Here is a 25,340-nt window from a genome sequence, read left to right on the forward strand (position 1 = left end):
GGATGTACGACGCCCACCCGACGCCGGCGAGAAGGGCGAACCCGACACCGACGGCGGTGATGCCGATCGGGGAGAAGCCGAGGAGCAGGACGCCGGCCCCGGCCAGCCCGACCCACAGCAGGTCGCGGGCCCGGCGCGAACCGACCACCGCGATCGTCAGCGGACCGACGAACTCGATCGTCACGGCCAGGCCGAGCGGGATCCGCGCGAACGACTGGTAGATCGCGCAGTTCATCAGGCCCAGGCTGAGCCCGAGCCCGATCACGGCGTACCAGTCCTGCCGGCTCCGGCCGCGCAGCCGAGGGCGCACCAGCGCGAGCAGCAGGAGTGCGCAGGTCAGCAGCCGGAGCCAGGTCATCGTCGTCGGGTCGACGCGGTCGAAGAGGTCCTTGGCCACCGCCGCGCCGAGCTGGACCGACCCGATGCCGATCAGGACGAAGACGACCGCGCGGCGCAGGGCGACGGTTGGCGTGTGCACACGTGCATCGTGGCACGGCCCCACGATGGGCCAAGGGCCGCCGCTACTGGAGCGCCTCCAGCCCATAGGTCGCGACCCACGCCAGCGCCACCTCGAGCTGTGCTGCACGGCTGGCGAGCCGCCCGTCGAGCAGGGCCTCGACCCGCGCGAGGCGGTAGCGGACGGTGTTCGGGTGGACGAACAGGCACTCCGCAGCGCTGTCGACGTTCTGCCCGGCGCGCAGGTAGGCGAGGGCGGTGGTGCGCAGGGTCTCCTCGGTGCGCCCATCGACGAGCAGCGGTGCGATCTCGCGCCGCACCATCGCGCGGGCGAGCTCGCCGTCACCCACCAGGCTCACCAGCTCGATGTCGGCGTAGGCGTGCACCGCTGCGGGGGCGCGGAGGCCGATGCGCTGCGCGGCCAGGGCCTGGACGTGGCTCGTCCGGAAGGCGGTCGGGCCCCGGCTGGAGAGGCCCACCGCGAGATGGACCCCCTCACCCGCCAGGAGGTCGACGGCATCATCAAGCCGCAGCGACGGCTCTTCGGGAGTGGCGACCCAGGCCCAGAGCTCCCGGCTCCCCGCGAGGGTGGTCAGCGGTCGGGGCAGGCCGAGCTGCTGGCAGACCCGGACGGCGATGTCGAAGAGGACGGTGCTGTCGTCGGTGGTGCTCGAGGCCGAGAGCACGAACGCCGTCTGCCACGAGGTGAGGCGGTGACCCAGGATGGCCTCGGTGTCGGCGGTGGGCAGGGCGCCGGAGACGAGCGCCTCGATCGTCTCCGCCCGTCGTGCGTGTGCCCCCTCCGCGAGCGCAGCACGCTCGCGGGTGTAGTGGTCGATCAGCTGCTCGATGGAGTCGTCGATCCACTTCTCGGCACGGAGCCAGAGGGCAAGCAGGGCCTCGTCGCGTGCCAGGCCGGCGGGAAGGCGGCCCGGCTCGGTGTGCTCGGTGATGTAGGCGAACACGGCGCGGTTGGCGACCCGATAGACCTTGAGCAGGACGTTGATGTCGAGGTGGCGGCGTGCGATCGACAGGCTCAGTGCGATCGCCGCGGGCGGGAGCGCGAGCCGGTGGTCGCCGGAGAGGCCGACCAGGAAGTTGCGCCAGTGCTCACGGGTGGAGAAGTCGAGCTCCTCGGCGAGCGAGGGGTCTCCCGCGATCTCGGGGATCGCCGCGAGGATCTCGTCGTCGACCACCCTGACGAAGTCATCGACCGCCTCCGGGCGCAGCCCCTCCTCGACGAACTCACTCAGCCAGGCCTGGGCGGCGGGCGGAACGATCAGGGGACGCACCATCACTCCTCGCATTTGGAGTCCTCGACATCGAGACGCCAGTGAAGCCGACCTCAGAGAGGTCGCTCTTGGATCGTGGCACAAAGAAGTGCCCGAGGTGTGGGTCCGGTCACAAGACTCTCGACCGTCGGGCGGCCGACGATGGACCCGACGCCGCGGGACCAGCCCGGCGCGAGGAGAGGATCAGCGATGACCGAGTACGACTACATCGTGGTGGGCAGCGGATCGGGCGGTGCGGTGCTCGCCGGCCGCCTGAGCGAGGACCCCGACGTCTCGGTGCTCGTCCTCGAGGCGGGCGGACGGAGCCGGCCGAACCTCAACGTCCAGATCCCGGCGGCGTTCGCCAAGCAGTTCCACACCGCCCTCGACTGGGACTACGAGTCCGAGCCCGAGCCGCACCTCGACGGCCGCCGGATCTACCAGCCGCGCGGTCGCATGCTCGGGGGCACCAGCGGGATGAACGCGATGATCTACATCCGCGGCAACCGTGCCGACTACGACGGCTGGGCGAAGCGCGGTGCCGACGGCTGGTCGTACGACGAGGTCCTGCCGCTCTTCCGGCGGATGGAGACCAACAGCCGCGGCGCCGGTGAGTTCCACGGCGCCTCCGGCCCGCAGTACGTCGAGGATGCGCCCGACCCGCGCGAGGGGTCGCGGCGGCTGGTCGAGGCGATGGCGGAGACCGGGATCGGCCACACCGACGACTTCAACGGTGCGCAGCAGGAGGGCGCGTCGCTCTACCAGCGCTTCACGCGACGCGGCCAGCGCTGGACGACGTACGACGGCTACCTCGCGCCGCACCGCAAGCAGGCCAACCTGACGATCACGCCGAACGCGCTGGTGCACCGCGTCCTCATCGAGGCTGGGCGGGCCACGGGTGTCGTCGTCCGCGTCGGCGCCACACTGCAGACGTTGCGCGCCCGGCGCGAGGTCGTGCTGAGCGCTGGCGCCTACAACACCCCGCACCTCCTGATGCTCTCCGGCATCGGCCCGGCCGACCATCTCGCCGAGCATGGCATCCCGACGGTCGTCGACAACCCGCACGTGGGCGCGCACCTGATGGACCACCCGATGTACCTGGTCAACTGGGACACCAGCGAGCGCGACAACCTGGCCTTCGCCGAGAAGCCCGGCCAGCTGGTGAAGTACCTCCTGCGCCGCAAGGGCATGCTGACCTCCAACGTGGGGGAGGCGGGAGCGTTCTTCCACACCAGCGTCGCCGACGATGCGCCGTACATGCAGATGATCGGCGCGCCGGCCTACTTCTGGCAGCACGGCAGCGCGACGTACGACGGGCAGGCGGTCGCCATCGGGCTGTCGATGGTCGGTGCCCGGTCCGAGGGCTGGGTGAAGCTCGCCTCCTCGGACCCCGAGCGGAAGCCGCTGGTCTGCAACAACTACTTCGAGCACCCCGACGACATGCAGTCGATGCTCGACGGCATCGAGCGCGCCCGCGAGGTGATGGCGGCGAAGGCCATGCGCGGCATGGCCAACCACGAGATCCACCCGGGCCCGGGACACCAGACCCGCACCGAGCTGGAGGCTGCCATCCGCGCCGGCGTCGAGCACACCTACCACCCCAGCTGCACGGCCCGGATGGGCGCCGAGGGCGAGGGCGTCCTCGACGCTGCGCTGCGGGTGCGCGGGGTCGACGGCCTGCGGGTCGTCGACGCGTCGGCGATGCCGCGGGTGACCCACGGCAACACGCACGCACCCACCATGCTGATCGGCGAGAAGGCCGCCGACCTGATCACGAGCGGAGCCTGAGATGACCGAGCTGACTGTCGAGACCCTCCAGCGGGCCGACGAGATCGCCACCCGCGCGCAGGCCGGGGCGAAGGCCTGGGCCGGCGTCGGCCTCGCACGCCGTCGCGAGCTGCTCCAGGAGTTCGTCGCCCGTGTGGAGGCGCAGGCCACCGAGTGGGTCCGCATCGCTGCCGGCATCAAGGGCCTGGCGCCGTCCTCCTCCACGGTCGGGGAGGAGTGGATCTCCGGGCCCTGGGCGACCCTCTACTACGCGGGACACCTGGCCCAGAGCCTGGCCCGTCTCGAGGCAGGTGCGTCGCCGGTCGACGGGTTCGACATCCGGCCGGTCCCGGGCGATCGCGTCGCTGTCGAGGTGCTCCCGCACTCGGTCTGGGACCACCTGCTCCTCTCCGGGTTCTCCGCGGAGGTCTGGTCCGAGCCCGGCGCGACGGCCGATGAGCTGCGCTCGACAGCAGGCCTCGGTCTGCGCGAACCCGAGGCGGTGCGCGGGACGTGCGCCGTGCTGGGCGCGGGCAACATCTTCTCCATCGCACCGCTCGACGCGCTCTACGTCCTGTACGCCGACAACCGCTCGGTCGCGCTCAAGCTGAACCCGATCACCGACCCGCTGCTCCCGGTCTTCGAGGAGATCTTCGCGCCGTTCATCGAGCTCGGTGCCGTGCAGGTCTTCTCCAGCGACCTCGAGCTGGGTGCGGCGCTCATCGACCACCCCGGCATCGATGCGGTGCACATGACCGGCTCCGAGGCGACCCACGACGCGATCGTGTGGGGGCCCGGTGCCGAGGGTGCGGCCAACAAGGCGGCTGGCACGCCCCGGCTGCACAAGCCGATCACCAGCGAGCTCGGCGGCGTCGCTCCGGTGATCGTGGTGCCCGGGCGCTGGTCGCGACGCGACCTCGAGTTCCAGGCCCGGCACGTCGTCACCATGCGGCTGCACAACGGCGGCTCCAACTGCGTCGCCGGCCAGGTCGTCGTGGTGAGCAAGGACTGGGCGCAGAAGGACGCCTTCCTCGACGCCGTACGCCGCGCCATGGCCGCCGCACCCGGCAGGCCGGCCTGGTATCCCGGCACGGTAGCGCGGGTCGACGCCGCGCGCGACGGCAGCACGCCCGCGGTGGCCGTCGGCGGCACCGCCGAGCGGACCCTCCTGCCCGAACTCGATGCGGCGGCCGACGAGCCGGCGTACAGCATGGAGTACTTCGGCCCCGTGCTCGGCGTCACCGAGCTCGAGGGGACCGGAGAAGCGTTCCTCTCCCGGGCGATCGACTTCGCCAACGACCGCCTGCGCGGCACGCTCGGCGCCAACATCGTGGTGCACCCGCGTGAGCTCAAGGCCCTCGGTCGCGACCGCTTCGACGAGCTGCTCGCCGGCCTGCGCTACGGCACGATCGCGGTCAACGCGTGGACCGGCGTCGGCTACCTGTCGCCGTTCGCCACCTGGGGAGCCTTCCCCGGGCACCGCGCCGACGACATCCAGTCGGGCACCGGCGTGGTCCACAACGGGCTCCTCCTCGCGCGGACCGAGCGCACGGTCGTCCGCGGCCCGTTCCGGCCGTTCCCGAGGTCGTGGGCGACGGGCAGCCTGGCGCTGACCCCGGTGCCGCCGTGGTTCGTGCACAACCGGACCGCGGCGACGACGGGGGAGCGGCTGGTGCGGTTCTCTGCCGCGCCGCGGTGGCGCAAGCTGCCCGGTGTCTTCGCCTCCGCGCTCAGGGGCTAGGTGCTCAGGGGTAGCCGCTGACCCGGTCGGGTCAGCCGGTGACCGGGGTCGACCCCGGGGTTCGTGGCGCGCGCTGCGCACCCGGCGTACGTTGGCGGATGGGCCCGGCCGGGGCCCGTGTCCGCGCCTCGACCGGTTGCCCGCAACCCCATCCCCGAGGAGGCAGACATGTTCATCCAGGTATTCCAGGGCCCCTGCTCGCGGCAGGAGGAGATGCACGCCCTGCTGGACGAGTGGCGGCGCGACCTCGCCCCCAGCGCGCATGGCTGGCTGGGCGGCACCTACGGCTTCACCGACGACGGCCAGCTCGTGGGCGTGGTCCGCTTCGAGTCGCGTGAGGCGGCTGCGGCCAACTCGGGCCGTCCGGAGCAGGACGCCTGGGCCGCGCGGATGAACGCCCTCATGGACGGCCCGATGGAGTTCCACGACTGCGACGACGTGACGCTCCTCTTCGACGGCGGCTCCGACGAGGCCGGCTTCGTCCAGGTGATCCGCGGCAAGGTCGACGACCCGGCACGCCTCAAGGCGATGATGGCCGACACGGACGCCCTCCACGAGGCCCGGCCCGACATCCTCGGCGCAACCCTCGCCATCGAGGAGGACGGCACCTTCACCGAGACCGTCGCCTTCACCAGCGAGGCCGACGCCCGCAAGGGCGAGCAGGTGCCGCCGCCCGAGGACGTGCAGCGCGAGCTGGCCTACGCGATGCAGTCCGCGACCTTCTACGACCTGCGGCGTCCCTGGTTCGAGAGCGCCTGATCGGTCTGTGGTCCGCCCGCTGTGCGTGCGGGGCTGCCTCAGTCCCGCACGCGCGGATCGGCACTCAGAAGCCGTACGGCCCGAACCGCAGCACCGCGAGTACGCCGGCAAGCACCGCCAGCAGCAACGGCGGCGCGATCATCCCCGTCTCCCGGCGACGCAGGTGGACCGCGAGCGCACCGAGCATCGTGAGCGCGAGACAGGTCGCGGCGACGGGGGAGAGGATCGGTGCCAGGTCGATCGCCGGAGGCAGCACCAGGCCGATCCCGCCCACGATCTCCGCGACGCCGATCAGCCTGATCTGGGCCTGGGAGAAGTCGTCGGTCCAGTCCATGCCGATCTCGCGGAGCTCGGCCTTCGGCTTCTGCAGCTTGAGGGCGCCGGTGCCGACGAAGACGATCGCCAGCAGTCCGGCGAGGATCCAGAGCGCGGTCTCCATGGGAGGTCTCCTCAGTAGCCGTCGAACGAGTCGATGCGGATGTCGTCGTGGTCCGCGCCGGCTTCCATGAGCACGGCCTCGGTCGCCTCGATCATCGCGGGTGGCCCGGCAATGTAGTAATGGTGCACGGCATCGCTGACGCTGTCGGCGAGGATCCGGCGGCGCTCCTTGCTCTTCATGCCCGCCGTCACGACGTAGTCGATCCGTACGCCGGGGAGCTGCTTGCTCCAGGCGTCGAGCTCGGTCCTGAACAGGAACTCCTCGGTCCGGTTGAGGTAGATCAGGTGCGCTTCTTCGCTGCTGTCGCTCTCCGCCATCTCGGCGATCATGCTGCGGAACGGCGCGACGCCCACGCCCGCCGCGATCAGCACGCTCGAGCGGTGCTGGCGGAGCTGGAAGTCGTAGTCATTGCCGTACGCCGTCATCCGCATCGCGTCGCCGGGCTGCGCTTCCTGGAGCGCGCGCTTGAACGGGCTCTGGCCGACCTTGAACGTGATCGCGAGGTCGGGCTCGCCAGGGGAGGAGGAGAACGAGTAGGTCTTGCCACCCGCGAGGTCCTGGCCGGGGATCTCGAGGTCCACCCAGTCGCCCGCCTCGAAACCGAAGCGCGGCGGTCGCTGGAAGACGAGCGTCAGGTGGTCGGCATTCTCCTGTCGTCGTTCGGCGACGACGAGCGGGATGTCGACGTTCTGGTGCGGCATGCAGCGTCCTCCTGGTGGTGCCCAGCAGGTCGCGCTGAAGCGCCCCGATCCTACGGAGCGGGTGCACGTGGTCTCCCGAGGCCTCGGCGGACGGCCTGCATCCCTTTGCTGTCGCCTGATCGGACAGTGTCGCGGGCACGACTGGGCGGTTCGCCCCCACGATCGGTCAGACCTCGGCTGTGGCCATCCCGGCGGACCGGAAGCCATGCCAGAGTTCACTCGCGGTGGCCGCCCCTCTCCCCGGTGGGGCTTTCCTCTGGCCGCCGACTCCTCCGACAGCGCCACCGGCCGTCCCTCATTGCAGGCCGTGGCGCTCAGCGACGGAAGCGCCCCCGCCTGAGACCGGGCGGGGGCGCTACGTCGCGGTGTTGGCACAGGGCGTCGTGAGTACGGCGGCTGGTGACGCGGCCGCGCGGAAATGACGAAGCCCGCCTGGCCAAAGGGAGGGAGGAGGCCGGCGGGCTCAAGCCGGAACCTCGGGAGGGAGGGATGAGGACCGGCGTCGTCTGACCGTTACAACGCGCGGGACGCCGGGTGGTTACGGTCGAGCTCAGTTCTTGTTGTGGCCCAGCGACCGCGACAGCAAGACGCTCTTCCAGTAGGCCTCACGCTCCAGGACATGGCCGTCATCGGTCCGCATCGACCAGAACTCCAGCAACGCGAACCGCATGCGCTCGCGGTAAGCGACCTCGCCGATCGTCTCCAGGTGCTCCTTGAGGCCGATGTTGTCGCCGTGCAGGGTCGCTGCGTAGTAGGACCAGCGCTGCCAGATGCCCGTGTCGCCGTACGCCGAGCCGACGTACGGCTCGCCGGTCTCCTGGTCGTGGATGACGTAGACGCCCTTCATGTGCTCGAGCGCGATCCGCCAGTCGGGTCGTTGCTGGGCCACGACCGCCTGGATCTCGGTGAGGGCGTGGTTGATCCGGTCATGCCCGGGGAACGGGTCACCGACGAAGGCCTCTTCCTGGATTGACGAGACCGTCATCTGGTCGAGGAGGCTCTCCATGTTGCGCCGACGGTTGCGCCCGGCGAGGGGGAGTCGCACCCAGAGCCGCTGGATGAACGGGCCCATCAGGTCGTCGCGCAGGACGATGTCGTAGGAGAGTGCACGGGGCTCGTGCCGTCGACCGGTGACCTCCCAGATGCCACCGAACAACCACAGCGTGGGGTCATGCCGGTCCTGGGCGAGCGAGAAGACGAACTGACGGTTGAAGTCGTCCTTGACGCCGCGCCAGGAGTTCCAGCCCTTCCACGCCTCGGGGTCGTTGCTGAGGACGTCGATCGGGTGCCGCTCACCGTTGTAGACGGCGCAGTGCAGCTTCACCTGCGACGGATCGAAGCCTGCAGGCAGGACGGCGCTCAGCGGGATCGTGGACACGACGGTCACCGTAAGCCAGGACACCGACAGTTGCGCTCGGGTTCGCGCGCGGGCGTCAAAGGCGCACGTGCGGTTGCTGGGCTCACTAGGGTTCATGCATGGCTTCGAGCGAGGTGATGGAAGCGCTGCGTCAGTTGGTGCGCGAGCGCGAGTGGGCCCAGTTCCATTCCCCCGAGAACCTCGCCAAGAGCATCTCGATCGAGGCCGCTGAGCTCCTCGAGTGCTTCCAGTGGTCGCCGGATGCCGAGCCGGAGCGCGTTGCAGCTGAGCTCGCAGATGTCCTGACCTACTGCCTGCTGCTTGCAGATCGGCTCGGCCTCGACCCGGACCAGATCGTCCAGGAGAAGCTTGCGATCACCGTCGACAAGTATCCGGCCGACAAGGCCAGGGGGACGAGCGTGAAGTATGACCAGCTTCCGGATTGATCGGTTCCGGTTCGACCGCGCCAACCTCGAGGCGTGGGCCGGCACGGACCCCAAACACCTGAACTGGCCTGTCGTCTACGCGCTTGACGGCCCGAGCCAGGTGTACGTCGGCGAGTCCTCCCGTGGTGCGTCACGTCTCCGTCAGCACCTCGACTCGAAGGAGAAGGCGGCGCTTCGTGGTGCTCGTGTCGTCATCGATCCGACGTTCAACAAGTCAGTCTGCCTCGATCTCGAGTCGTTCCTGATCCAGATGTTTGCCGGAGACGGCACGTTCAGTGTCCTCAACAAGAACATCGGCGTCTCCGACCGTGACTACTACCGCCGCGACGACTATCAGACGACGTTCGACGCGATCTTCGACGAGCTGCGTGAAGCGGGCCTCTTCACCCGGACACTGCCGGAGATCAAGAACTCCGACCTCTTCAAGCTGTCGCCCTTCAAGGAGTTGACGGAGGACCAGGCGGGCGCGGTCGAGGACATCCTCGAGGGGCTCTTCGCAGACCTGGCCGACGGAACGTCGAGCCGCATCGTCATCCAGGGCGCGCCGGGCACGGGCAAGACGGTCGTCGCGATCTACCTGATGAAGCTCCTCAGCGACATCCAGAACTCGTCCGAGGACGAGATCGTCGAGGGTGACGAGCGGCTGGCCGACTTCTTCCAGCCCGGCTATCGCGAGCTTCTGCAGGACTTCCGCGTGGGTTTGGTGGTGCCGCAGCAGTCGCTGCGGCGTTCGATCGAGCGGGTCTTCAGCAAGACGCCCGGCCTCCACCGCGGCCAGGTGCTGAGTCCCTTTCAGGTGGGCAGTCGTGAGGACGAGTTCGACCTCTTGATCGTTGACGAAGCGCACCGCCTCAACCAGCGCGCCGCGCAGGCGGCCGGTCCGCTGAACCGGAAGTTCGTCGACATCAACAAGAGCCTCTTCGGCGAGGACGATGTCCGCCTCACGCAGGTCGACTGGATCATGCGGAAGAGCCGTCACCAGATCTTCCTCGTCGACGGCGAGCAGTCTGTGCGCCCGGCCGACCTGCCGACGGCGACGGTTCGTGCGTTGGTCGAGACTGCCGCCGCTGAGCACCGGCACTACCCGCTCCGGTCACAGATGCGCGTGCAGGCGGACGGAGACTACGTCGGCTACATCCGCAGGGTGCTCGAGGGGACGGTCACCGAGCGTCAGGAGTTCGGCGACTACGACTTCCGCCTGATCGATGACGCGGGGGAGCTGCAGGACCAGATCCGCAAGCGTGAGAAGGAGGTCGGTCTCGCACGCATGGTCGCCGGCTTCGCCTGGCCATGGAAGACGAAGAACGACCCTGAGGGATTCGACATCGAGCTCGACGGAGTGAGACTCCGCTGGAACTCGACCGACGTCGACTGGGTCTCGTCGAAGACCTCGCCCGACGAGGTCGGGTCGATCCACACCATCCAGGGCTACGACCTCAACTACGCTGGCGTGATCATCGGCCGTGACCTGCGCTTCGACCCCGAGTTGGGGCGCCCGGTCTTTGACCGCAAGCAGTACTTCGACCCGCGTGGTACGACGAACAACCGCGCCCTCGGCATCGTCTACACGGACGACGACATCCTGCAGTTCATCCGCAACATCTACGGCGTCCTGCTCACCCGCGGCATGCTCGGCACGTACGTGTACGTCTGCGACGAACCGCTCCGCGAATACTTGCGCCGCTGGCTCTGACACGACGCGTCAAACGCGGCGATATGACCCTGTGGTGCACTGCGACCTCAGGCGGCGGGCGAGCGGACGTTGGTGGCTTGTATCTGCAATGATCCACAGGCATGGGCGACCTCTTCAATCACGTGGCCGACTTCCTGGATGGCGTAGCTGCCAGTCCTAAGTTGGCACTGGTTCCCGCGGGCGTGCTCCTCCTCGGACTGCTCGGCTACATCGTGAATCGTCGTGGTGGGAAGACGTCGCGCCGTTCCTTAGCGCTGGCGGAGCGTCAGGAGGCACGACGAGAGGCGCTCCTAGACATCCGGCTAATCTCCGCCACGTGCGCGGTCGACGACGGTGAGCGGAACTACGTATACGACCTAGTAATTCGGAATCCGTCCGACAGGGCGAACTCCGTTGCCGAGGCCGAGTTGTGGCTTGAGTACGAAGTTGGTGGCTTAGTGCTGAACGTCAAAGCGCCTTGGCGTCCGAGCCAGGCTGTCACGCCGCCGGGAAATTTGCGTCTGCCGCTAGCTCTCGCCGCAAACGGGTCCGAGGCGGGTTCGTTGCAGATCACCGTGGCGCAGGCGTTGATCGAGGGGCGCTCCATTGAGCGGCTTCAACTCGTCCTTACAGACACCTTCGGAACTGCCGTGACCCTGCGGTCAGAATTCGTTCAGGAGCGCATATCCCACATTGAGGCGACAAATGACTGAGAAGCGGAAGGGGCGGTACCCGCACAGCATCGTCATGCCAGTTGTGGCTGACGGCGCGCTGGCGGTTAGAGGGCAAGTCGGGGGGCGGTTGGTCCCCGTCGTCATGGTCGACATGACAGTTCGTCCTGATGTCGCGGAGCTGGTGCGTGTTCACGAGCATCTGGGCATGGGCGACTGCTCCTCACAGTGGGCGCAGACGGGCAGCCGGTTGGTGCTGCTCCTTCGCTTCGAGCGACCGATCGAACTCGCCATGGGCCTGGCGTTCGAACTTCCTCGACAGGCGGGCTTGGTGGACCAGGTCATCTCGGCAAGGGCGGTCTACCTGCAACACGGGGTCGAGGGCGACACGATGTCTACGACGATGGGCCACCCGAGGCTTGTGATTGAGCTTCCGCCGACAGGTTTCGAAGAGGATTGGGAGCGCCTGTTTCCCGCATCCCTGACGCGCGAGTTTCGCCGGCAGGGTCTAAAGCGAGCGGCGGCAAGACAAGCTTCGCGAGAAATGGTCGCGAGATGGCGCGAGTTTGGATCGATCAAGATGAATTGAGGATGCCGACCCGGCCGCATCTCTCACCGGCATCACAACCACGGCATTGAGCCGCTCTTCGAACTTGGTTGGCGCTTTTCGAACGGGCCGTGGTCTCGTGGCCAGTTCTCGCGGATGGCCTAGTCGGGTCCGCTGAGCGGCCCTCAGTCGACGTCAGGGCGTGGCGAGGAAGACCGGCGGATCTTCGTCGGTATAGATCACGACCTGGATCCGCTCTTCGATGCTCGACCGCGCGGTCTCTGCCGAGGCAGGTCTGGCGTGTGCGAAGAACGTATCGAGCACCGCTTCCGTCGCAACGGGGTTCGCCGGAGGTGTCCACCAGTAGATGACGAGCTCGCTTGGCGGAGTTCCTTCAGTGATCGGGCGGTCTAGCGCCTCGTAGACGCGTCTCCACCACCAGCCGTCCGACTCACCGAGCGAGCACCCAAAGATGATGAACAGCCGCGTGTCTGAAAAGAGATGGCTGTATTCAATGCGGTTCATGGCCCAGTACGGCTTCATAAGTCGGCGGTGTGTGTCCCTGCCCTGATCGAAGCCGTCGGGGGCGTCAATTCCGAATAGCAGCGACCGCGGGACGGGCTGCTGTCCGTGAGGGTGGATCACCTCGCTGCGTACGTAGCTTGACCAACCTGTCTGGCCGTTCCACGAACCGTCGGGATGGCTCTTGGGGTTTGGTCGAAACATGAAGTTGCGGTCGGCATGTGTGTGCGCCTGCGGCTGAAACTGTTGGGCGTCGCGGAACAGGTAGTCGTCGAGCAGAGGCGTGTAGTTGAAGTTCACGACGAGATAGTTGAAGAGGTCGTAGTGGCTGGTATGCGCCGGGAAGGCGAACGACGTGAAGGTCGAGGAGTGGTCGCTGACGTCCCCGATCCAGTCGGCCAGCGATCTCATGGCCAAGGTGTTGCTTGCGGAATCCTCGCCAATTCGTGCGAGCAGGGCTGGTGGTGCGACCAGTTCCAAGAACTCCGAGAATGCTGCCTGAACGGCGATCGTTGCCTCGTAGATGGCTTCGGCGGGATGCCAACCACCCTCGGGCCTGAGTAGGTGTCCGATCGCAGATTCGATGTCACTCCAGTTCTCCTGGCCGAGGTCCTTGGCGTACGCCATCTGCTGGACCACGAGGTTGGAGGAGTCAAAGTCGCGAGAGGCGAGGTAGTGGTAGAACGCCGGATAGCGGGGAGAGAATCGAGACTGATAGCGATGGCTGACCTGAATGTCGAAACCATTGCCCACCAACACCATGATGTTGTGCTGGCGATTCAGCCTTGCGTACTCGTCCGTAGTGAACGTGCGATAACCCATGGCTGGACCTGTCGATCTGCGTTCGAGCCCTTCGACGATGACGCGTGCTGGCGACCATCGCAGGTGAGTCTAGGTGAAGTAGCCCGTGCGGGAGAGGCGGTCGGCGGCGGTGCCTCGGATTCGTGTCATAGTGCCCGCCAACCTGCACGAGGTGCGTGAGACTGACCAGGTGAATCAGGGCTCTGCTGTGGATACCGGCGGCGAGATCCGCGTCGTGGGCATCGAGGCGATGCCCGCCGGTTGGATTGAGAAGGTAATCGAGTTGGGTGACAGGCACCGAAGCCGGCTCGGACCGATGCCATTCGCAGGGTTCCGAGAGGCGGCCGAGCACCACAACATCGCTGTGGCCGTGCGTACCCGGGCCGACGGCTCGCAAGACCTTGCCGGCTACTGCTTGTACGACCCGACCGTTCGAGCTGACCGGTACGCACGCATCGCGCACCTGTGCCTCGCAGAGGATGCACGCGGACTAGGAGTCGCCGGCGGCCTGGTCGACGCGGTCATGGATCGCTGTCAGGATCGGCTGGGCCTACGGCTGAAGTGCCGCGACGACTGGGAGGCAGCCGCACGTTGGCCCTCACTCGGGTTCGAGCCGGTGCGGTCGCGCGCGGGCCGTGGCAAGACGAAAGAGCCCATGACCGAATGGGTTAAGCACAATGACACCGCGACGACGCTGCTGTCGTTGCCGCTCGAAGACCCTGACCGGCTGGTGGTTGCGGTGGATAACAACGTGTTCTGCGACTTGTACGGCACGTCGAATCGCCGAAAGCAGTTCTCGGGAAGCGTCGCCCTCCTGGCGGCGGCGGAACAGATTCGGCTCGCTCGTCCATTTTCGCTGACCCAAGAACTGAACAGCACCGTCGATCAACGTGAGCGGCAGGCGTTGCTGCAGTCAGCTCAGGTTGCTGGCATGACGATCCTCAAGGGTGATCGGAACAAGGTGCAAGCTCTGCGTGACGAACTCCTAGCGGAAGTGCCTGATGCGATCTTGCACAAGGACGCGTCCTTGAGCATGGACGCCACGATGGTGGCTGAGTCGATCCTCGGTGGCGCTGAGGTGTTTGTGACTCGTGACCAGAACGCCGTCACGTACCTAGGCCCGGCTGCTGCGTCCGGGCGGAACTTCGCGGTGTTGGATCCGAATGAATTGCCGGCATTCATCGACCGTCGTGCTGACTTCGTGAGTTACTTGCCGACACAGTTGGAGCAGACTGAATTCACAACAAGTCGCGGGGACGCAGCGACGTGGAACCCAGACAACCTGGGGGACCTGATCGCCAAGGAGTCGGGGGAGCGGAAGGTCGCCTTCCGCCAGGTCATCAAGTCGATCGCAGAACGATCTGCAGGCACGGATGACCGGCAACTGATGCTTACCCCGCGCGGTGAGGTTCTCGCGATCTGGGCCGCACACGAGGGCAGCACGACCCTTGAGGTGCCGTTGTTGCGCGTGAAGCGGGGGGACTTGTTGCCGACGATTACTAGACAGCTATCCCGGAACCTTCGCCGTAGGGCAGCGACCGCAGGTCTAACGACGGTTCGGATCCTCGACGACCACTTGCCAACTGCGATCGGTGCCGAGCTGCGCCGCGACGGCTTCATCGATCCGGCTGGCTTCTTGACTGCAACAGTCCTCACGACGATCGGCACGTGGGCTGACGTTCGTGCTGCTGCAGAAGCGGTGGCTGAGTCCGGCGTAGTCCTCCCTGAGCAACTGTCCTCGGCCTCGGAGGCATCGGAGTACGAGCGAGTCCTTTGGCCGGCAAAGATCCTGCACCCGGACGTCGCGACATACATCGTCCCCATCCGGGGTGTCTTCGCCGACGACCTCCTCGGGCATACGAGCACGCTTCTGGCTCGGCCGGGTGACCTTGGGTTGTCGCGGGAGCACGTCTATTACAAGAGCGGCCAATACAAGCCTGTCGCTCCGGGGCGCATCCTGTGGTATTCGAGCAGGCGGGATCAGCAGGTTGTTGCCGCCTCCCGTTTGGTGGAGAGCGTTGTGGGGTCGCCGGAGGTGCTGCATCGGGAGTTCTCGAACATCGGCATCCTGACGCTCGATCAGGTCAGGGAGGCGCGTGGCAAGCGCGCGGGGACGGTGGTTGCGCTCCGGTTCGCGGACACCGAGATCTTCAACCGGCCGCTGTCTCTGGCGCGGGTTCAGGAGCTGTCGAACGGCGCTGCTAGGTTGACCGTTCAGTCGCCCGTTCGGGTCGATTCGGCGTGGTTCAAGCGGTTGTATGAGGAGGGGATGCGCCGATGAGGGTTCCCCGCGTCGCCCAGGATGCAGTCAAGGCCCTCGAGGCTGGCCTGCGTGCAGCAACGGCCCTACGTGAACGCAGCGCCGGGGCCATGAGCCCGACCACGGTTGCAGATGGTGTTGGTGGCGGACGGGGGGAAGGACGGGCCCTGTTCATCTCCGTAAAGCCTCAGTACGCGAATGCCATTCTTGACGGCACCAAGACTGTAGAGCTGCGCCGGACTCGACCGAACCTTCCCGACGGATCGCTGGTCATCTTGTATTCGTCGACCCCCACCCGCGCGGTCGTCGGGTGGGCTCACTTGACCGGTGTCCGCGAAGGCACGCCGATTGAGATTTGGGACAACTACGGTGCCGCCGCGGCCATCGAGGAACCGGCCTATGACGCGTATTTCGATGGCACTGATCAGGCGTTCGCGCTCGAGCTCGAGGACGTCGTTGCTGCCGTCCAGCCCATCCCGCTCGACGTTATTCGGTCCATCGGCATTCAGCCGCCGCAAAGCTGGCGCTACGTGCCGGCCGAGGTGTCCACGCGTATACAGGCCTCCGCACTCACCTGAACAAGGGTGCTCGTCGCCTCAGGCGTAGCGACGGTTGGGACAGGCTTGCCCACTTGACTGCGGCGCGCGAGGGGTTGCCCGCCGAGGTGGCAGACAGCGCCCTGATCAAGCTGACACGGGTGCTCTTCTCCACGCGTCCCACCTCGGCGCGTCAATCTGGGCGGAATGACGCAGCGCGCTCATGTCGCTCGTCATGGCGAGCGCGCCCAGAAATGACGAAGGCCCCGGTCCGTGACAGAGGCCTTCGTGCTGGGTGGTCTCGACAAGCTCGACCACCGGTGACATCAGATGTCGTAATACAGCTCGAACTCGTGCGGGTGAGGCCGCAACTGCACCGGGGCGATCTCCTGGGTGCGCTTGTAGTCCACCCACGTCTCGATCAGGTCCTGGGTAAAGACACCACCCTCGGTCAGGAAGTCCGCGTCGTCCTCCAGCGCCTCGAGCACGGCGTTCAGCGACGTCGGCACCTGGGCAATTTCGGCCATCTCGTCCGGCGGGAGCTCGTAGATGTCCTTGTCGATCGGCTCGGCCGGCTCGATCTTGTTCTTGATGCCGTCGAGGCCGGCGAGCATCAGGGCCGAGAACGCGAGGTAGGGGTTCGCCGACGGGTCGGGGAAGCGGGCCTCGATGCGCTTGGCCTTCGGGTTGGCACCCGTGATCGGGATACGCACGGACGCCGAGCGGTTGCGCGAGGAGTAGACCAGCGAGATCGGCGCCTCGTAGCCCGGCACCAGACGGTGGAAGGAGTTCACCGTCGGGTTGGTGAACGCCAGCAGCGCGGGGGCGTGCCGCAGGATGCCGCCGATGTAGTGGCGCGCCATCTCGGACAGTCCGGCGTACCCGGTCTCGTCGTAGAAGAGCGGCTGGCCGCCGGTCCACAGCGACTGGTGCACGTGCATGCCGGAGCCGTTGTCACCGAAGAGCGGCTTGGGCATGAAGGTGACCGACTTGCCCGCCTCCCAGGCGGTGTTCTTGATGATGTACTTGAACTTCATGACGTCGTCCGCGGCCTTGAGCAGCGTGTCGAAGCGGTAGTTGATCTCCGCCTGACCGGCCGTGCCGACCTCGTGGTGTGCCCGCTCGACGAGCAGCTGCGCCCCCTCGAGCTTCTTCACCATCTCGTCACGCAGGTCGGTGAAGTGGTCGTACGGCGCGACGGGGAAGTAGCCACCCTTGAAGCGCGTCTTGTAGCCACGGTTCGGCTGGTCGGGGTCGTCCTTGCCGGAGTTCCACCAGCCCTCGACCGAGTCGATGTGGAAGTAGCCCTCGTTGGCCGACGTCGAGTAGCGCACCGAGTCGAAGATGTAGAACTCCGCCTCCGGCGCGAAGTACGCCGTGTCCGCGATGCCCGTCGAGGCGAGGTAGGCCTGCGCCTTGCGCGCGATGTTGCGCGGGTCGCGGGAGTAGGCCTCGCCCGTGATCGGGTCGTGGATGAAGAAGCTCAGCACGAGCGTCTTCGCCACCCGGAACGGGTCGATGTAGGCGGTCGTGACGTCGGGGAAGAGCGACATGTCCGACTCGTTGATCGCCTGGAATCCGCGGATCGAGGAGCCGTCGAAGGAGAGACCGTTCTCGAAGACGGACTCGTCGAACGACGACACGGGCACGGTGAAGTGCTGCTCGATGCCGGGCAGGTCAACGAAGCGGACGTCGACCATCTCGACGCCTTCATCCTTGATGAACTTCAGCAGATCGTCCTGGGTCTTGAACATGTGTCGCACCTTACTCCCGGACGCCTATGCCACAACGGCCTCGCGGGCGGGGAAGTGCTGGTCCGCGAAGGCGGACGCCCGGGCGACCGCGAAGCGCATGCCGAGCGCGGCCACGACGATGATGCCGGCGATCACCAGCCACCCTGACGCGCCCCACTCCATCGCCAGGAAGGTGAAGAGCGCCGGGGCCCACAGGAAGCCGAGCTTGTTGAAGACGTCGCCGACGCCCTGGTACTCCCCACGTCGGCGCGGGTCCATCAGGTCGGCCTGGAAGGTCCACATCGCTGCTGAGAGGAAGAGCTCGGCCCCGGTGACCGTCACGTGGCCGATCCAGATCAACGCGATGGTCCACAGACCCACGGTGCTGTGGGTGCACGCGGTGATCGCACAGCTGACGACGAAGAAGCCCGTCGCGACGCCGATGTTGCGCAACGCCGTCCGCACGTCGGTCACGGTCCGCGACATGTACGCCGGCAGGAAGATGCAGAGCACCGTGTTGGTGCCGAAGAGCCACGCCAGCAGCACGTCCGGAGCGTCGGTGCGGTCGACCAGCCAGAGCGGGATGACGATGTTGAGCAGCACCTGGTTGGTCCACAGCACGCCGAGGAAGAGCGAGACCAGCATCCACCCCCGGTTCCTCAGCGGTCCGGGCCCGTCAGGTCGCACCCGCGCCTCACCCGACGCCACCCGTACGTCGTGGGGTGCAGGTGGCATCCGGCTGATCGCGAGGCCGTTGATCGCCATCACCGCCGCGGCGAACCAGGGGACGTACTGGATGACGGTCAGGCTGTTGGTGGCGAGGGCGAGGCCGCCCAGCAGCGCGCCGAGCGTGAAGCCCGCGTTGAGCCACGAGTAGAGGTACGCCTGCGTGCGCAGCCGCTCCTCGCGCGACATGACGTCGAGGATGTACGCCTCGCGGCTGACGTCACCGAGCGCCTCGAACGCCGCGAAGACGATGCCGACGACGAGGTAGCTCTCGAAGGAGTGGACGAACGGAAGCGCAGCCAGCGCGAAGCACCTGCCGAACGCCGCGGTCGACCACATCCGCTTCGGGCCGAGGCGGTCGGTCAGCCGCCCGAGCGGGTAGGAGAGCAGGAACGACGCGACCATCGTGAGGGTGATCGCGAGGCCCGCCTCGGCAGCGCGGAGGCCGACGACCTTGATCAGGAAGACCGCGCTGGCGGTGTTGAACGTGCCCTCGCCGATCGCGAAGAGCAGCGACTGCGTGGAGAGCCTGCGCGAGAGGGGAGTGGGCGGGATCAACCGGGTCAGGACCCGCGGCGCTGGCATGTGCACAAGCCAACCTCAACGACCCGGGGTCGTCATCTGATTTTTCGTAACGAACAGATCCCGGAAATGCCACAGGGGCCGGGGGAGTGCCCCGGCCCCTGCGACGTACGACGTGATCAGCGGATGAACAGCATCTCCTGGTACGTCGGGAGGTTCCACAGGTCGTCGGCGACGACGGCCTCGAGGGAGTCGGCAGCCTCGCGGACGGCGAGCATGGCCGGGAGGACCGTGTCCTTGACGAACGCGGCCTCGGCGATGCCTTCGTGGTCGTGCTGGCCGGCGACGGCGTCCTGCAGGCCCTTGATGCCGGCGCGGAGCGCGGCGACCAGGCCGGAGACTTCGTTGAGGTCGGTCAGGTCGGCGTCGACACCAGCGGCCTTGAGCGCGGCGACGTTGCTGGCGAGCTCGGTCTGGTAGCGGACCGCAGCCGGGAGGATCGTGGTCTTGGCGATCTCCTCGGTGAGGTTCGCCTCGACGTTGATCGCCATGAGGTACTGCTCGAGGGCGACCTCGTAGCGGGCCTCGAGCTCGGCCTCGTTGAAGACGCCGTACTTCGAGAAGAGCGCCTTCGCCTCGGGGGTCTGGTACTCCGGCAGCGCGTCGACGGTGGTGTCGAGCTTCTTGAGGCCGCGGGTGACCGCCTCCTCGTGCCACTCGGTGGAGTAGCCGTTGCCGTTGAAGACCGCGGCGCCGTGCTGCTCCATGACCTTGGCCAGGACCTGCTGGACGGCGTCGTTGAACTCGGTGCCGGAGCCGACCAGCGCCTCGAGCTCGGTCGCCATGTAGTCGAGCGCCTCGGCCATGATCGTGTTGATGATGATCAGCGGGGCCGCGACGGTCTGGTCCGAGCCGACGGCGCGGAACTCGAAGCGGTTGCCGGTGAAGGCCATCGGCGAGGTGCGGTTGCGGTCGCCGGCGTCCTGCGTGAGGACGGGGAGGGCGTCGACGCCGACGGCGAGCTTGCCCTTCTGCTTCGACGAGGTGGCGCCACCGTTGGTGATCTGCTCGAAGACGTCCTGGAGCTGGTCGCCCAGGAAGATCGAGATGATCGCCGGCGGGGCCTCGTTGGCGCCCAGGCGGTGGTCGTTGCCGGCCGACGCGATCGAGACGCGGAGCAGGCCGCCGTACAGGTGGACGGCGCGGATGACGGCGGCGCAGAACACGAGGAACTGGGCGTTGTCGTGCGGGTTGTCGCCCGGGTTCAGGAAGTTGCCCTGGTTGCCGTTGCCGAAGGAGAAGTTGACGTGCTTGCCGGAGCCGTTGACGCCCGCGAACGGCTTCTCGTGGAAGAGCGCCTCGAAGCCGTGCTTCTTCGCGATCGCCTTGAACGTCGACATGATCAGCTGCTGGTGGTCAGCGGCCAGGTTGGCCTTCTCGAAGACCGGAGCGATCTCGAACTGGCCGGGCGCGACCTCGTTGTGGCGGGTCTTGGCCGGCACGCCGAGCTTGAAGAGCGCGCGCTCGGTGTCGAACATGAAGTTCTGGACGCGCTCCGGGATGGCACCGAAGTAGTGGTCGTCGAACTCCTGGCCCTTCGGCGGCTTGGCACCGAAGAGCGTGCGACCGGCGTTGAGCAGGTCGGGGCGCGAGTTGACGAAGGAGGTGTCGACCAGGAAGTACTCCTGCTCCGGGCCGCAGTAGGACACGACGTTGTCGATGTCCTTGTGGCCGAAGAGGGAGAGGACGCGCTTGGCCTGGTCCGACATGGCGTTCTGCGAGCGCAGGAGCGGGGTCTTGTAGTCGAGCGCCTCACCGGTCATCGAGACGAAGATCGTCGGGATGCACAGCGTCGAGCCGTTGTCGTTCTCGAGGATGTACGCCGGCGACTGGACGTCCCAGCCGGTGTAGCCGCGGGCCTCGAACGTGGCGCGGATGCCACCGTTGGGGAACGACGAGGCGTCGGGCTCGCCCTGGACGAGGATCTTGCCCTGGAACTCCCAGATGGCGGTGCCGTCACCGACCGGCTCCATGAAGGAGTCGTGCTTCTCGGCGGAGAGACCGGTGAGCGGGTAGAAGACGTGCGCGTAGTGGGTCGCGCCCTTCTCCATCGCCCAGTCCTTCATCGCAGCGGCGACGACGTCGGCGATGGCGGGGTCGAGCTTCTCGCCCTTCTCGATCGTCGCGGCAACGGACTTGTAGACCGACTTCGGGAGGCGCTTGGCCATCACCGGGAGCGAGAACACGTTCTCGCCGAAGATCTCGGGCGAGTCGCCGGTGCCGTTGAAGAAGGCGGCCGGGGCCTCGTTGGCCTCGATCTCGCGGATCGCACCCAGGCGGGTGGGGTTCGCAGTCATTGAAGTGCTCCTAGCTCGGCGTTCCAGGTGCCGAAAATGATCGATTCAAGGCTGAACGCTAGGCGCGCTGCGTTTCGCGTTCGTAGCCGTATGTTTCGGGCGTGTTAACTCGTTGCCGACATCCGTGAGTCCGTGAGGAGGTCCGATTTGCCGCAGCCGGCAGCGCTGATGCTGGCACCCGGTAGGTTGGCGCGGTGCTAGAGACCGCATCGTGGCTGCGCCGCATCATCGCCCTCTTCATCGACTGGTTCGCGTGCGTCGGCATCACCGTCCTCGTGCTGGGCCCGTTGGGCTGGACCGGCAACGCCGACTCGGGCTTCATCACGCTCGGCATCTTCGTGATCGAGTCGTGGATCTTCCTCAGCCTGATGGGCGGCACCTTCGGCCACCTGCTCGCCCGGCTCCGGGTCACCCGGATCGACGGCAGCCGGATCGACCCGCTGCGCGCGCTGCTCCGCTCGGTGCTCGTGGCGCTGGTCATCCCGCCGCTCGTCTTCCGCCCCGACGGCCGCGGTCTCCACGACATGGCCGCCGGCTCTGTCGTCCACGACCTGCAGGTCGCCGCATGAGCGGCCGTCCGGCGTACGTCGCAGGGCTGGCGGGCCTGGCGCTCGTGGGCTCGCTGGCGCTGGCCGGCTGCGGTGGTGGCGACGACGCCGAGGCCAAGGCGCCCTGTGGCCTCACGGACACCCGCAAGGGGAAGCTGACTGTGAAGACGGCTCCCGATGCGCTCGCCAAGTCCGCCGAGGGACGCAAGACGGTCCGCTTCCGCCAGGAGCTCACGATCGACGGCAAGTCCGCCGCGATCGAGGGCTCGGCCGACTCCTCACCGGAGAAGCTCTACGCGCTCGAGCAGACGCTGCCCGGCGACGACGGCACCGTGAAGCTGATCCTCACGGACGACAAGGTCTATGTCTCGGCCGAGGGGGAGGACGACGGCAAGTTCTACCTCGTCGACCCCGAGGTGGCTGGCGACCCGGCGGCCATCGCCCTCAAGGCGTGGCTGGACCAGGCCGGCACGAGCAACACCGCCGAGGCGTGGACCGTCGGTCTCCTCGCGGTGCGCTACGTCGGCAAGGAGACGATGGACGACGGCACGGCCACCGAGCTCTACGAGTTCGACATCGACCCGCGCATCGCGGCCCGCGCCCAGGGCATCACCCCGCCGGCCGAGCTGAAGCAGGTCACCACGTCGTACGTCTGGATCGACAGGTGGAACCTGATCCGCAAGGTGACCACCGACACCGGCGAGGAGCAGACGGTGCAGACCTTCACCGGCTACTGCGAGCCCCTCGACATCGAGGCGCCCGCAGCCGGAGACATCATCGAGCGCTGAGGCGGCGTTCCCGTCGCACAACGTCATAGGACCTGGTCGCAAGAGCGACCAGGTCCTATGACGTTACGGAGCAGAGACGTGCGGGGCGCGCAGCGCCGCAGCCGGCTCAGCGGCCCTTGAGGTTGCCGCGCTGGCCCTTCATGCTCGTCGGCATCGGGCCCTTCGGGATCGGCATCATGCCGCGCTGGGCGTCGAGCGCCTTGAGGCGGTTGAGGATGTCGGTCATCTCACCGGGCTTCACCTGGCGGCCGAGCTTGCGGACGTGCTTGAGCAGCTTCGGCAGCGGGACCTCGCCCTCGCCGTCGCCCATGATCACCTCGTGCACCGGGGTGGACTCACCCAGCACGCGCTGCGTGGAGCGCTTCTCCGTGACGAGGAGCTGGCGCAGGCGCGCGCCCTGGCCCTCGCCGACGAGGACGACGCCCGGAGGGCCGACGAGGCGGAAGACCATGTCCTGCTGCTTGGTGAACGCGACCGGCTGCGTGTTGACCTTCCAGCCGCGGCGCAGCATGGAGAGCGCCGCGATGGACGCACCGCGCTGGCCCTCCATCTGCCCGAACGCCGCCCGCTGGGCGCGGCGACCGAAGACCAGCAGCGCACCCATGACACCCAGGAGCAGCGCGGTGATGACCGGGATCAGCCAGATCGGGCCCGGGGCCAGGGTGCCGAGGAGGAAGCCGAAGGTGGCGAAGACGACGAACGCGGCCAGGATCCAGAGGCCCAGGGTGCGGTCGGTCTTGCGGGCCATCTTGTAGGCCTGGACGAGCTGCTGGCGACGCTTCTGCGGCGCTGCGGTGGGGGTCGACATGATCGTGCCTTCTGTCGTGAGGAGAGTCAGGAGTTGACCGTGGCGAGCTGCTCGCCCCGGGACTCGATGGCCTGACGGTACAGCCGTCCGGCGCGGTACGACGACCGGACCAGCGGACCTGAGAGGACGCCCGAGAAGCCGATCTCCTCGGCCTCCTGGTTGAGCTCCACGAACTCCTCCGGCTTGACCCACCGCTCGACGGGGTGGTGGCGCAGGCTCGGGCGGAGGTACTGCGTGATGGTGACCAGCTCGCAACCGGCGTCGTGGAGGTCCTGGAGAGCCTCGCTGATCTCCTCGCGGGTCTCGCCCATGCCGAGGATCAGGTTGGACTTGGTGACCAGCCCGAACGCCCGCGCCTGGGTGAGGACGTCGAGCGAGCGCTCGTAGCGGAACGCGGGGCGGATCCGCTTGAAGATGCGCGGCACGGTCTCGAGGTTGTGCGCGAGCACCTCGGGGCGGGCCTCGAAGACCTCCTGCAGCAGCTCGGGCACGCCGTTGAAGTCGGGGACGAGGTTCTCCACGCCGGTGCCCGGGTTGAGCTCGTGGATCGCGCGCACCGTCTCGGCGTACAGCCAGGCGCCGCCGTCGGCCAGGTCGTCGCGCGCGACGCCGGTGATCGTGGCGTACTTCAGCTCCATGGAGCGGACCGACTCGGCGACCCGGCGGGGCTCGTCGCGGTCGAGCGGCTGCGGCTTGCCGGTGTCGATCTGGCAGAAGTCGCAGCGGCGCGTGCACTGGTCGCCGCCGATGAGGAACGTCGCCTCGCGGTCCTCCCAGCACTCGTAGATGTTGGGACAGCCGGCTTCCTGGCAGACCGTGTGGAGTCCTTCGGACTTCACCAGCTTCTGCAGGGCGGTGTACTCCGGACCCATCTTCGCGCGGGTCTTGATCCACTCGGGCTTGCGCTCGATCGGGGTCTCCGAGTTGCGCACCTCGAGCCGGAGGAGCTTGCGGCCATCAGGTCCGGTCGCACTGGCGTTGGTGGGGGTGGTCACAAGGGCCGAGTCTACGCGTGGAGAGGTCACCACCTCAGGGCACGTCGCGTCGGCGGAACGCCACGAACGCAGCACCCGCCACGGCGCCCCAGATCACGCCCCAGTAGCCGAAGCCGTGGAGCGTGCCGAGGTGGTTCTCCTGGTAGTCCCGCTGCTCGCTCATCTCCGACCAGTCGTAGGTGTCGTAGCTGACGTCGTCGAAGAAGATCGCTGCCGCGTTGAGCGCCGGACTGACCCGCTGCACATGGCTGTCGCCGCCGAGCCCGTGGATGAAGACCAGGCTCAGGGCGAGCACCGCGAGCACCGAGGCCAGTGCGGCGACGGTGTGCCGCAGCAGCATCGTGAGCGCGTAGGAGCCGGTCGCCACCAGCGCGGAGAACGCCGCAGACAGGGCCACGAGCTGCAGGACGTCGGTCGTCCATCCCGCGCGCCACGCCAGGTCTCGTACGCCGGCGATCACCGCGAAGCTGAGCCACCAGGCAGCATGGGCCAGGATCGTGACGGCTCCCGCCATCGCCCCGATCGCGAGTGCCTTGGCGGTGAAGAGCTGGCCGCGGCGCGGGTTGAAGAGGAGCTGGTTGCTCATCGAGCCGCTCGCCCAGTCGGCGCCGGCGTACGTCATCGCAGCCAGGGCGAGCACGGCGGCGGTGAGGATCGCGATGCCGGGTGCGTAGCCCTCGACCGCCTCCTCGGGGCGCTGCTGGTTGTACTCGATGTAGTACTCCGGTCGCGGGAGGATCATGTCCTCGCACTCACCGCGGGAGGGCTGGTAGCCGGGCTCGCCCCACTCCTGGCTGCCGTCGATGCAGGACTGCAGCTCGCGCTGGGTCTCGGGTGAGGCCGCCTGCGTCTCGGCCTGCGCGACCGCGCGTGCCCACTCGTCGGGGTCGGCTGCTTCGGTGCTGATCGTCCAGACC

Annotated in this window: 23 protein-coding genes; 11 read left to right on the top strand and 12 right to left on the bottom strand. The window is 67.5% G+C overall.

Going from position 1 to position 25,340, the window contains the following annotated elements; all coding sequences use genetic code 11:
- Positions 1–478, bottom strand: a 478-nt coding sequence (locus VLF38_RS15835) for an EamA family transporter (protein ID WP_325272202.1), incomplete at its 3' end; no start/stop codon positions are given.
- A gap of 43 nt (positions 479–521) precedes the next feature.
- The gene (locus tag VLF38_RS15840; protein WP_325272203.1) at positions 522–1,751 is read right to left on the bottom strand and encodes a helix-turn-helix domain-containing protein; all 1,230 of its coding nucleotides are present in this window, start codon (positions 1,749–1,751) and stop codon (positions 522–524) included.
- 186 nt (positions 1,752–1,937) lie between these two features.
- Between VLF38_RS15840 and VLF38_RS15845 the strand changes: the two genes are divergently transcribed.
- The 3 genes from VLF38_RS15845 to VLF38_RS15855 all read left to right on the top strand — a co-directional run bounded on the left by VLF38_RS15845 (position 1,938) and on the right by VLF38_RS15855 (position 5,994).
- On the top strand, positions 1,938–3,515 hold the full coding sequence (locus VLF38_RS15845) for a GMC family oxidoreductase (RefSeq protein WP_325272204.1): 1,578 nt from the start codon (positions 1,938–1,940) through the stop codon (positions 3,513–3,515).
- 1 nt (position 3,516) lies between these two features.
- Positions 3,517–5,235 carry an aldehyde dehydrogenase family protein gene (locus VLF38_RS15850; RefSeq protein ID WP_325272205.1) on the top strand — a complete coding sequence of 573 codons (1,719 nt, stop codon included), beginning with the start codon at positions 3,517–3,519 and terminating at the stop codon, positions 5,233–5,235.
- Positions 5,236–5,403: 168 nt separating this feature from the next.
- Complete coding sequence (locus tag VLF38_RS15855; RefSeq protein WP_325272206.1) at positions 5,404–5,994, top strand: hypothetical protein; 591 nt, start codon at positions 5,404–5,406, stop codon at positions 5,992–5,994.
- A 64-nt stretch (positions 5,995–6,058) separates the two neighbouring features.
- On the opposite strand, the gene VLF38_RS15860 is transcribed toward VLF38_RS15855, so the two are convergent.
- From VLF38_RS15860 to VLF38_RS15870, 3 genes are all read right to left on the bottom strand, one after another.
- Positions 6,059–6,433: a DoxX family protein gene (locus tag VLF38_RS15860; protein ID WP_325272207.1), complete on the bottom strand. Its 375-nt coding sequence runs from the start codon at positions 6,431–6,433 to the stop codon at positions 6,059–6,061.
- An 11-nt stretch (positions 6,434–6,444) separates the two neighbouring features.
- Complete coding sequence (locus VLF38_RS15865) at positions 6,445–7,134, bottom strand: FAD-dependent oxidoreductase (RefSeq protein ID WP_325272208.1); 690 nt, start codon at positions 7,132–7,134, stop codon at positions 6,445–6,447.
- A 550-nt stretch (positions 7,135–7,684) separates the two neighbouring features.
- On the bottom strand, positions 7,685–8,512 hold the full coding sequence (locus tag VLF38_RS15870; protein ID WP_325272209.1) for a GIY-YIG nuclease family protein: 828 nt from the start codon (positions 8,510–8,512) through the stop codon (positions 7,685–7,687).
- Between the two features lie 98 nt (positions 8,513–8,610).
- Here VLF38_RS15870 and VLF38_RS15875 point away from each other — a divergent pair, with 98 nt between their 5' ends.
- The 4 genes from VLF38_RS15875 (at position 8,611) to VLF38_RS15890 (ending at position 11,869) form a co-directional block, all read left to right on the top strand.
- On the top strand, positions 8,611–8,937 hold the full coding sequence (locus VLF38_RS15875; protein ID WP_325272210.1) for a nucleotide pyrophosphohydrolase: 327 nt from the start codon (positions 8,611–8,613) through the stop codon (positions 8,935–8,937).
- The gene (locus VLF38_RS15880; RefSeq protein ID WP_325272211.1) at positions 8,918–10,630 is read left to right on the top strand and encodes a DNA/RNA helicase domain-containing protein; all 1,713 of its coding nucleotides are present in this window, start codon (positions 8,918–8,920) and stop codon (positions 10,628–10,630) included. Before VLF38_RS15875 ends, VLF38_RS15880 begins: the two co-directional genes overlap by 20 nt.
- Before the next feature lie 101 nt (positions 10,631–10,731).
- Positions 10,732–11,322 (top strand): hypothetical protein, encoded by a 591-nt coding sequence (locus VLF38_RS15885; protein WP_325272212.1) that lies wholly within the window; start codon positions 10,732–10,734, stop codon positions 11,320–11,322.
- Positions 11,315–11,869, top strand: a complete 555-nt coding sequence (locus VLF38_RS15890) for a hypothetical protein (protein WP_325272213.1) — start codon at positions 11,315–11,317, stop codon at positions 11,867–11,869. Before VLF38_RS15885 ends, VLF38_RS15890 begins: the two co-directional genes overlap by 8 nt.
- 153 nt (positions 11,870–12,022) lie before the next feature.
- Here the strand turns inward: VLF38_RS15890 and VLF38_RS15895 are convergent, their stop codons facing one another.
- Entirely contained in the window at positions 12,023–13,171 is a 1,149-nt protein-coding gene (locus VLF38_RS15895) for an AbiH family protein (protein ID WP_325272214.1), read from the bottom strand.
- A 151-nt stretch (positions 13,172–13,322) separates the two neighbouring features.
- Between VLF38_RS15895 and VLF38_RS15900 the strand changes: the two genes are divergently transcribed.
- Together VLF38_RS15900 and VLF38_RS15905 are read left to right on the top strand one after the other, a co-directional pair.
- Complete coding sequence (locus VLF38_RS15900; protein ID WP_325272215.1) at positions 13,323–15,431, top strand: GNAT family N-acetyltransferase; 2,109 nt, start codon at positions 13,323–13,325, stop codon at positions 15,429–15,431.
- On the top strand, positions 15,428–15,988 hold the full coding sequence (locus tag VLF38_RS15905) for an ASCH domain-containing protein (RefSeq protein WP_325272216.1): 561 nt from the start codon (positions 15,428–15,430) through the stop codon (positions 15,986–15,988). Before VLF38_RS15900 ends, VLF38_RS15905 begins: the two co-directional genes overlap by 4 nt.
- A gap of 284 nt (positions 15,989–16,272) precedes the next feature.
- On the opposite strand, the gene glnA is transcribed toward VLF38_RS15905, so the two are convergent.
- The 3 genes from glnA to VLF38_RS15920 form a co-directional block, all read right to left on the bottom strand.
- Positions 16,273–17,700 (bottom strand): type I glutamate--ammonia ligase, encoded by a 1,428-nt coding sequence (gene glnA, locus VLF38_RS15910; RefSeq protein ID WP_325272217.1) that lies wholly within the window; start codon positions 17,698–17,700, stop codon positions 16,273–16,275.
- A gap of 24 nt (positions 17,701–17,724) precedes the next feature.
- A complete protein-coding gene (locus VLF38_RS15915) occupies positions 17,725–18,990 on the bottom strand; it encodes an MFS transporter (protein WP_325272218.1) in 1,266 nt (421 codons plus the stop codon).
- 116 nt (positions 18,991–19,106) lie between these two features.
- Positions 19,107–21,284 (bottom strand): glutamine synthetase III, encoded by a 2,178-nt coding sequence (locus tag VLF38_RS15920; protein ID WP_325272219.1) that lies wholly within the window; start codon positions 21,282–21,284, stop codon positions 19,107–19,109.
- 194 nt (positions 21,285–21,478) lie between these two features.
- Between VLF38_RS15920 and VLF38_RS15925 the strand changes: the two genes are divergently transcribed.
- On the top strand, positions 21,479–21,853 hold the full coding sequence (locus VLF38_RS15925; RefSeq protein WP_325272220.1) for an RDD family protein: 375 nt from the start codon (positions 21,479–21,481) through the stop codon (positions 21,851–21,853).
- A complete protein-coding gene (locus tag VLF38_RS15930) occupies positions 21,850–22,620 on the top strand; it encodes a hypothetical protein (RefSeq protein WP_325272221.1) in 771 nt (256 codons plus the stop codon). The genes VLF38_RS15925 and VLF38_RS15930 overlap by 4 nt, the downstream gene beginning before the upstream one ends.
- 106 nt (positions 22,621–22,726) lie before the next feature.
- Here the strand turns inward: VLF38_RS15930 and VLF38_RS15935 are convergent, their stop codons facing one another.
- The 3 genes from VLF38_RS15935 to VLF38_RS15945 form a co-directional block, all read right to left on the bottom strand.
- Positions 22,727–23,428: a DUF4191 domain-containing protein gene (locus VLF38_RS15935; RefSeq protein WP_325272222.1), complete on the bottom strand. Its 702-nt coding sequence runs from the start codon at positions 23,426–23,428 to the stop codon at positions 22,727–22,729.
- A 26-nt stretch (positions 23,429–23,454) separates the two neighbouring features.
- Positions 23,455–24,423: a lipoyl synthase gene (gene lipA / locus VLF38_RS15940; protein ID WP_325272223.1), complete on the bottom strand. Its 969-nt coding sequence runs from the start codon at positions 24,421–24,423 to the stop codon at positions 23,455–23,457.
- A 34-nt stretch (positions 24,424–24,457) separates the two neighbouring features.
- A partial coding sequence (locus VLF38_RS15945; protein WP_325272224.1) for a hypothetical protein occupies positions 24,458–25,340 on the bottom strand: 883 nt, incomplete at its 5' end.

The organism is Nocardioides sp. (genome assembly GCF_035481145.1).
Taxonomy (GTDB): Bacteria; Actinomycetota; Actinomycetes; order Propionibacteriales; family Nocardioidaceae; genus Nocardioides.

Bases quoted from the DNA above. Each gene is read 5' to 3' on its own strand.
- VLF38_RS15840 (WP_325272203.1), bottom strand. From the start codon at position 1,751: ATGGTGCGTCCCCTGATCGTTCCGCCCGCCGCCCAGGCCTGGCTGAGT.
- VLF38_RS15845 (WP_325272204.1), top strand. From the start codon at position 1,938: ATGACCGAGTACGACTACATCGTGGTGGGCAGCGGATCGGGCGGTGCG.
- VLF38_RS15850 (WP_325272205.1), top strand. From the start codon at position 3,517: ATGACCGAGCTGACTGTCGAGACCCTCCAGCGGGCCGACGAGATCGCC.
- VLF38_RS15855 (WP_325272206.1), top strand. From the start codon at position 5,404: ATGTTCATCCAGGTATTCCAGGGCCCCTGCTCGCGGCAGGAGGAGATG.
- VLF38_RS15860 (WP_325272207.1), bottom strand. From the start codon at position 6,433: ATGGAGACCGCGCTCTGGATCCTCGCCGGACTGCTGGCGATCGTCTTC.
- VLF38_RS15865 (WP_325272208.1), bottom strand. From the start codon at position 7,134: ATGCCGCACCAGAACGTCGACATCCCGCTCGTCGTCGCCGAACGACGA.
- VLF38_RS15875 (WP_325272210.1), top strand. From the start codon at position 8,611: ATGGCTTCGAGCGAGGTGATGGAAGCGCTGCGTCAGTTGGTGCGCGAG.
- VLF38_RS15880 (WP_325272211.1), top strand. From the start codon at position 8,918: ATGACCAGCTTCCGGATTGATCGGTTCCGGTTCGACCGCGCCAACCTC.
- VLF38_RS15885 (WP_325272212.1), top strand. From the start codon at position 10,732: ATGGGCGACCTCTTCAATCACGTGGCCGACTTCCTGGATGGCGTAGCT.
- VLF38_RS15890 (WP_325272213.1), top strand. From the start codon at position 11,315: ATGACTGAGAAGCGGAAGGGGCGGTACCCGCACAGCATCGTCATGCCA.
- VLF38_RS15895 (WP_325272214.1), bottom strand. From the start codon at position 13,171: ATGGGTTATCGCACGTTCACTACGGACGAGTACGCAAGGCTGAATCGC.
- VLF38_RS15905 (WP_325272216.1), top strand. From the start codon at position 15,428: ATGAGGGTTCCCCGCGTCGCCCAGGATGCAGTCAAGGCCCTCGAGGCT.
- glnA (WP_325272217.1), bottom strand. From the start codon at position 17,700: ATGTTCAAGACCCAGGACGATCTGCTGAAGTTCATCAAGGATGAAGGC.
- VLF38_RS15915 (WP_325272218.1), bottom strand. From the start codon at position 18,990: ATGCCAGCGCCGCGGGTCCTGACCCGGTTGATCCCGCCCACTCCCCTC.
- VLF38_RS15920 (WP_325272219.1), bottom strand. From the start codon at position 21,284: ATGACTGCGAACCCCACCCGCCTGGGTGCGATCCGCGAGATCGAGGCC.
- VLF38_RS15930 (WP_325272221.1), top strand. From the start codon at position 21,850: ATGAGCGGCCGTCCGGCGTACGTCGCAGGGCTGGCGGGCCTGGCGCTC.
- VLF38_RS15935 (WP_325272222.1), bottom strand. From the start codon at position 23,428: ATGTCGACCCCCACCGCAGCGCCGCAGAAGCGTCGCCAGCAGCTCGTC.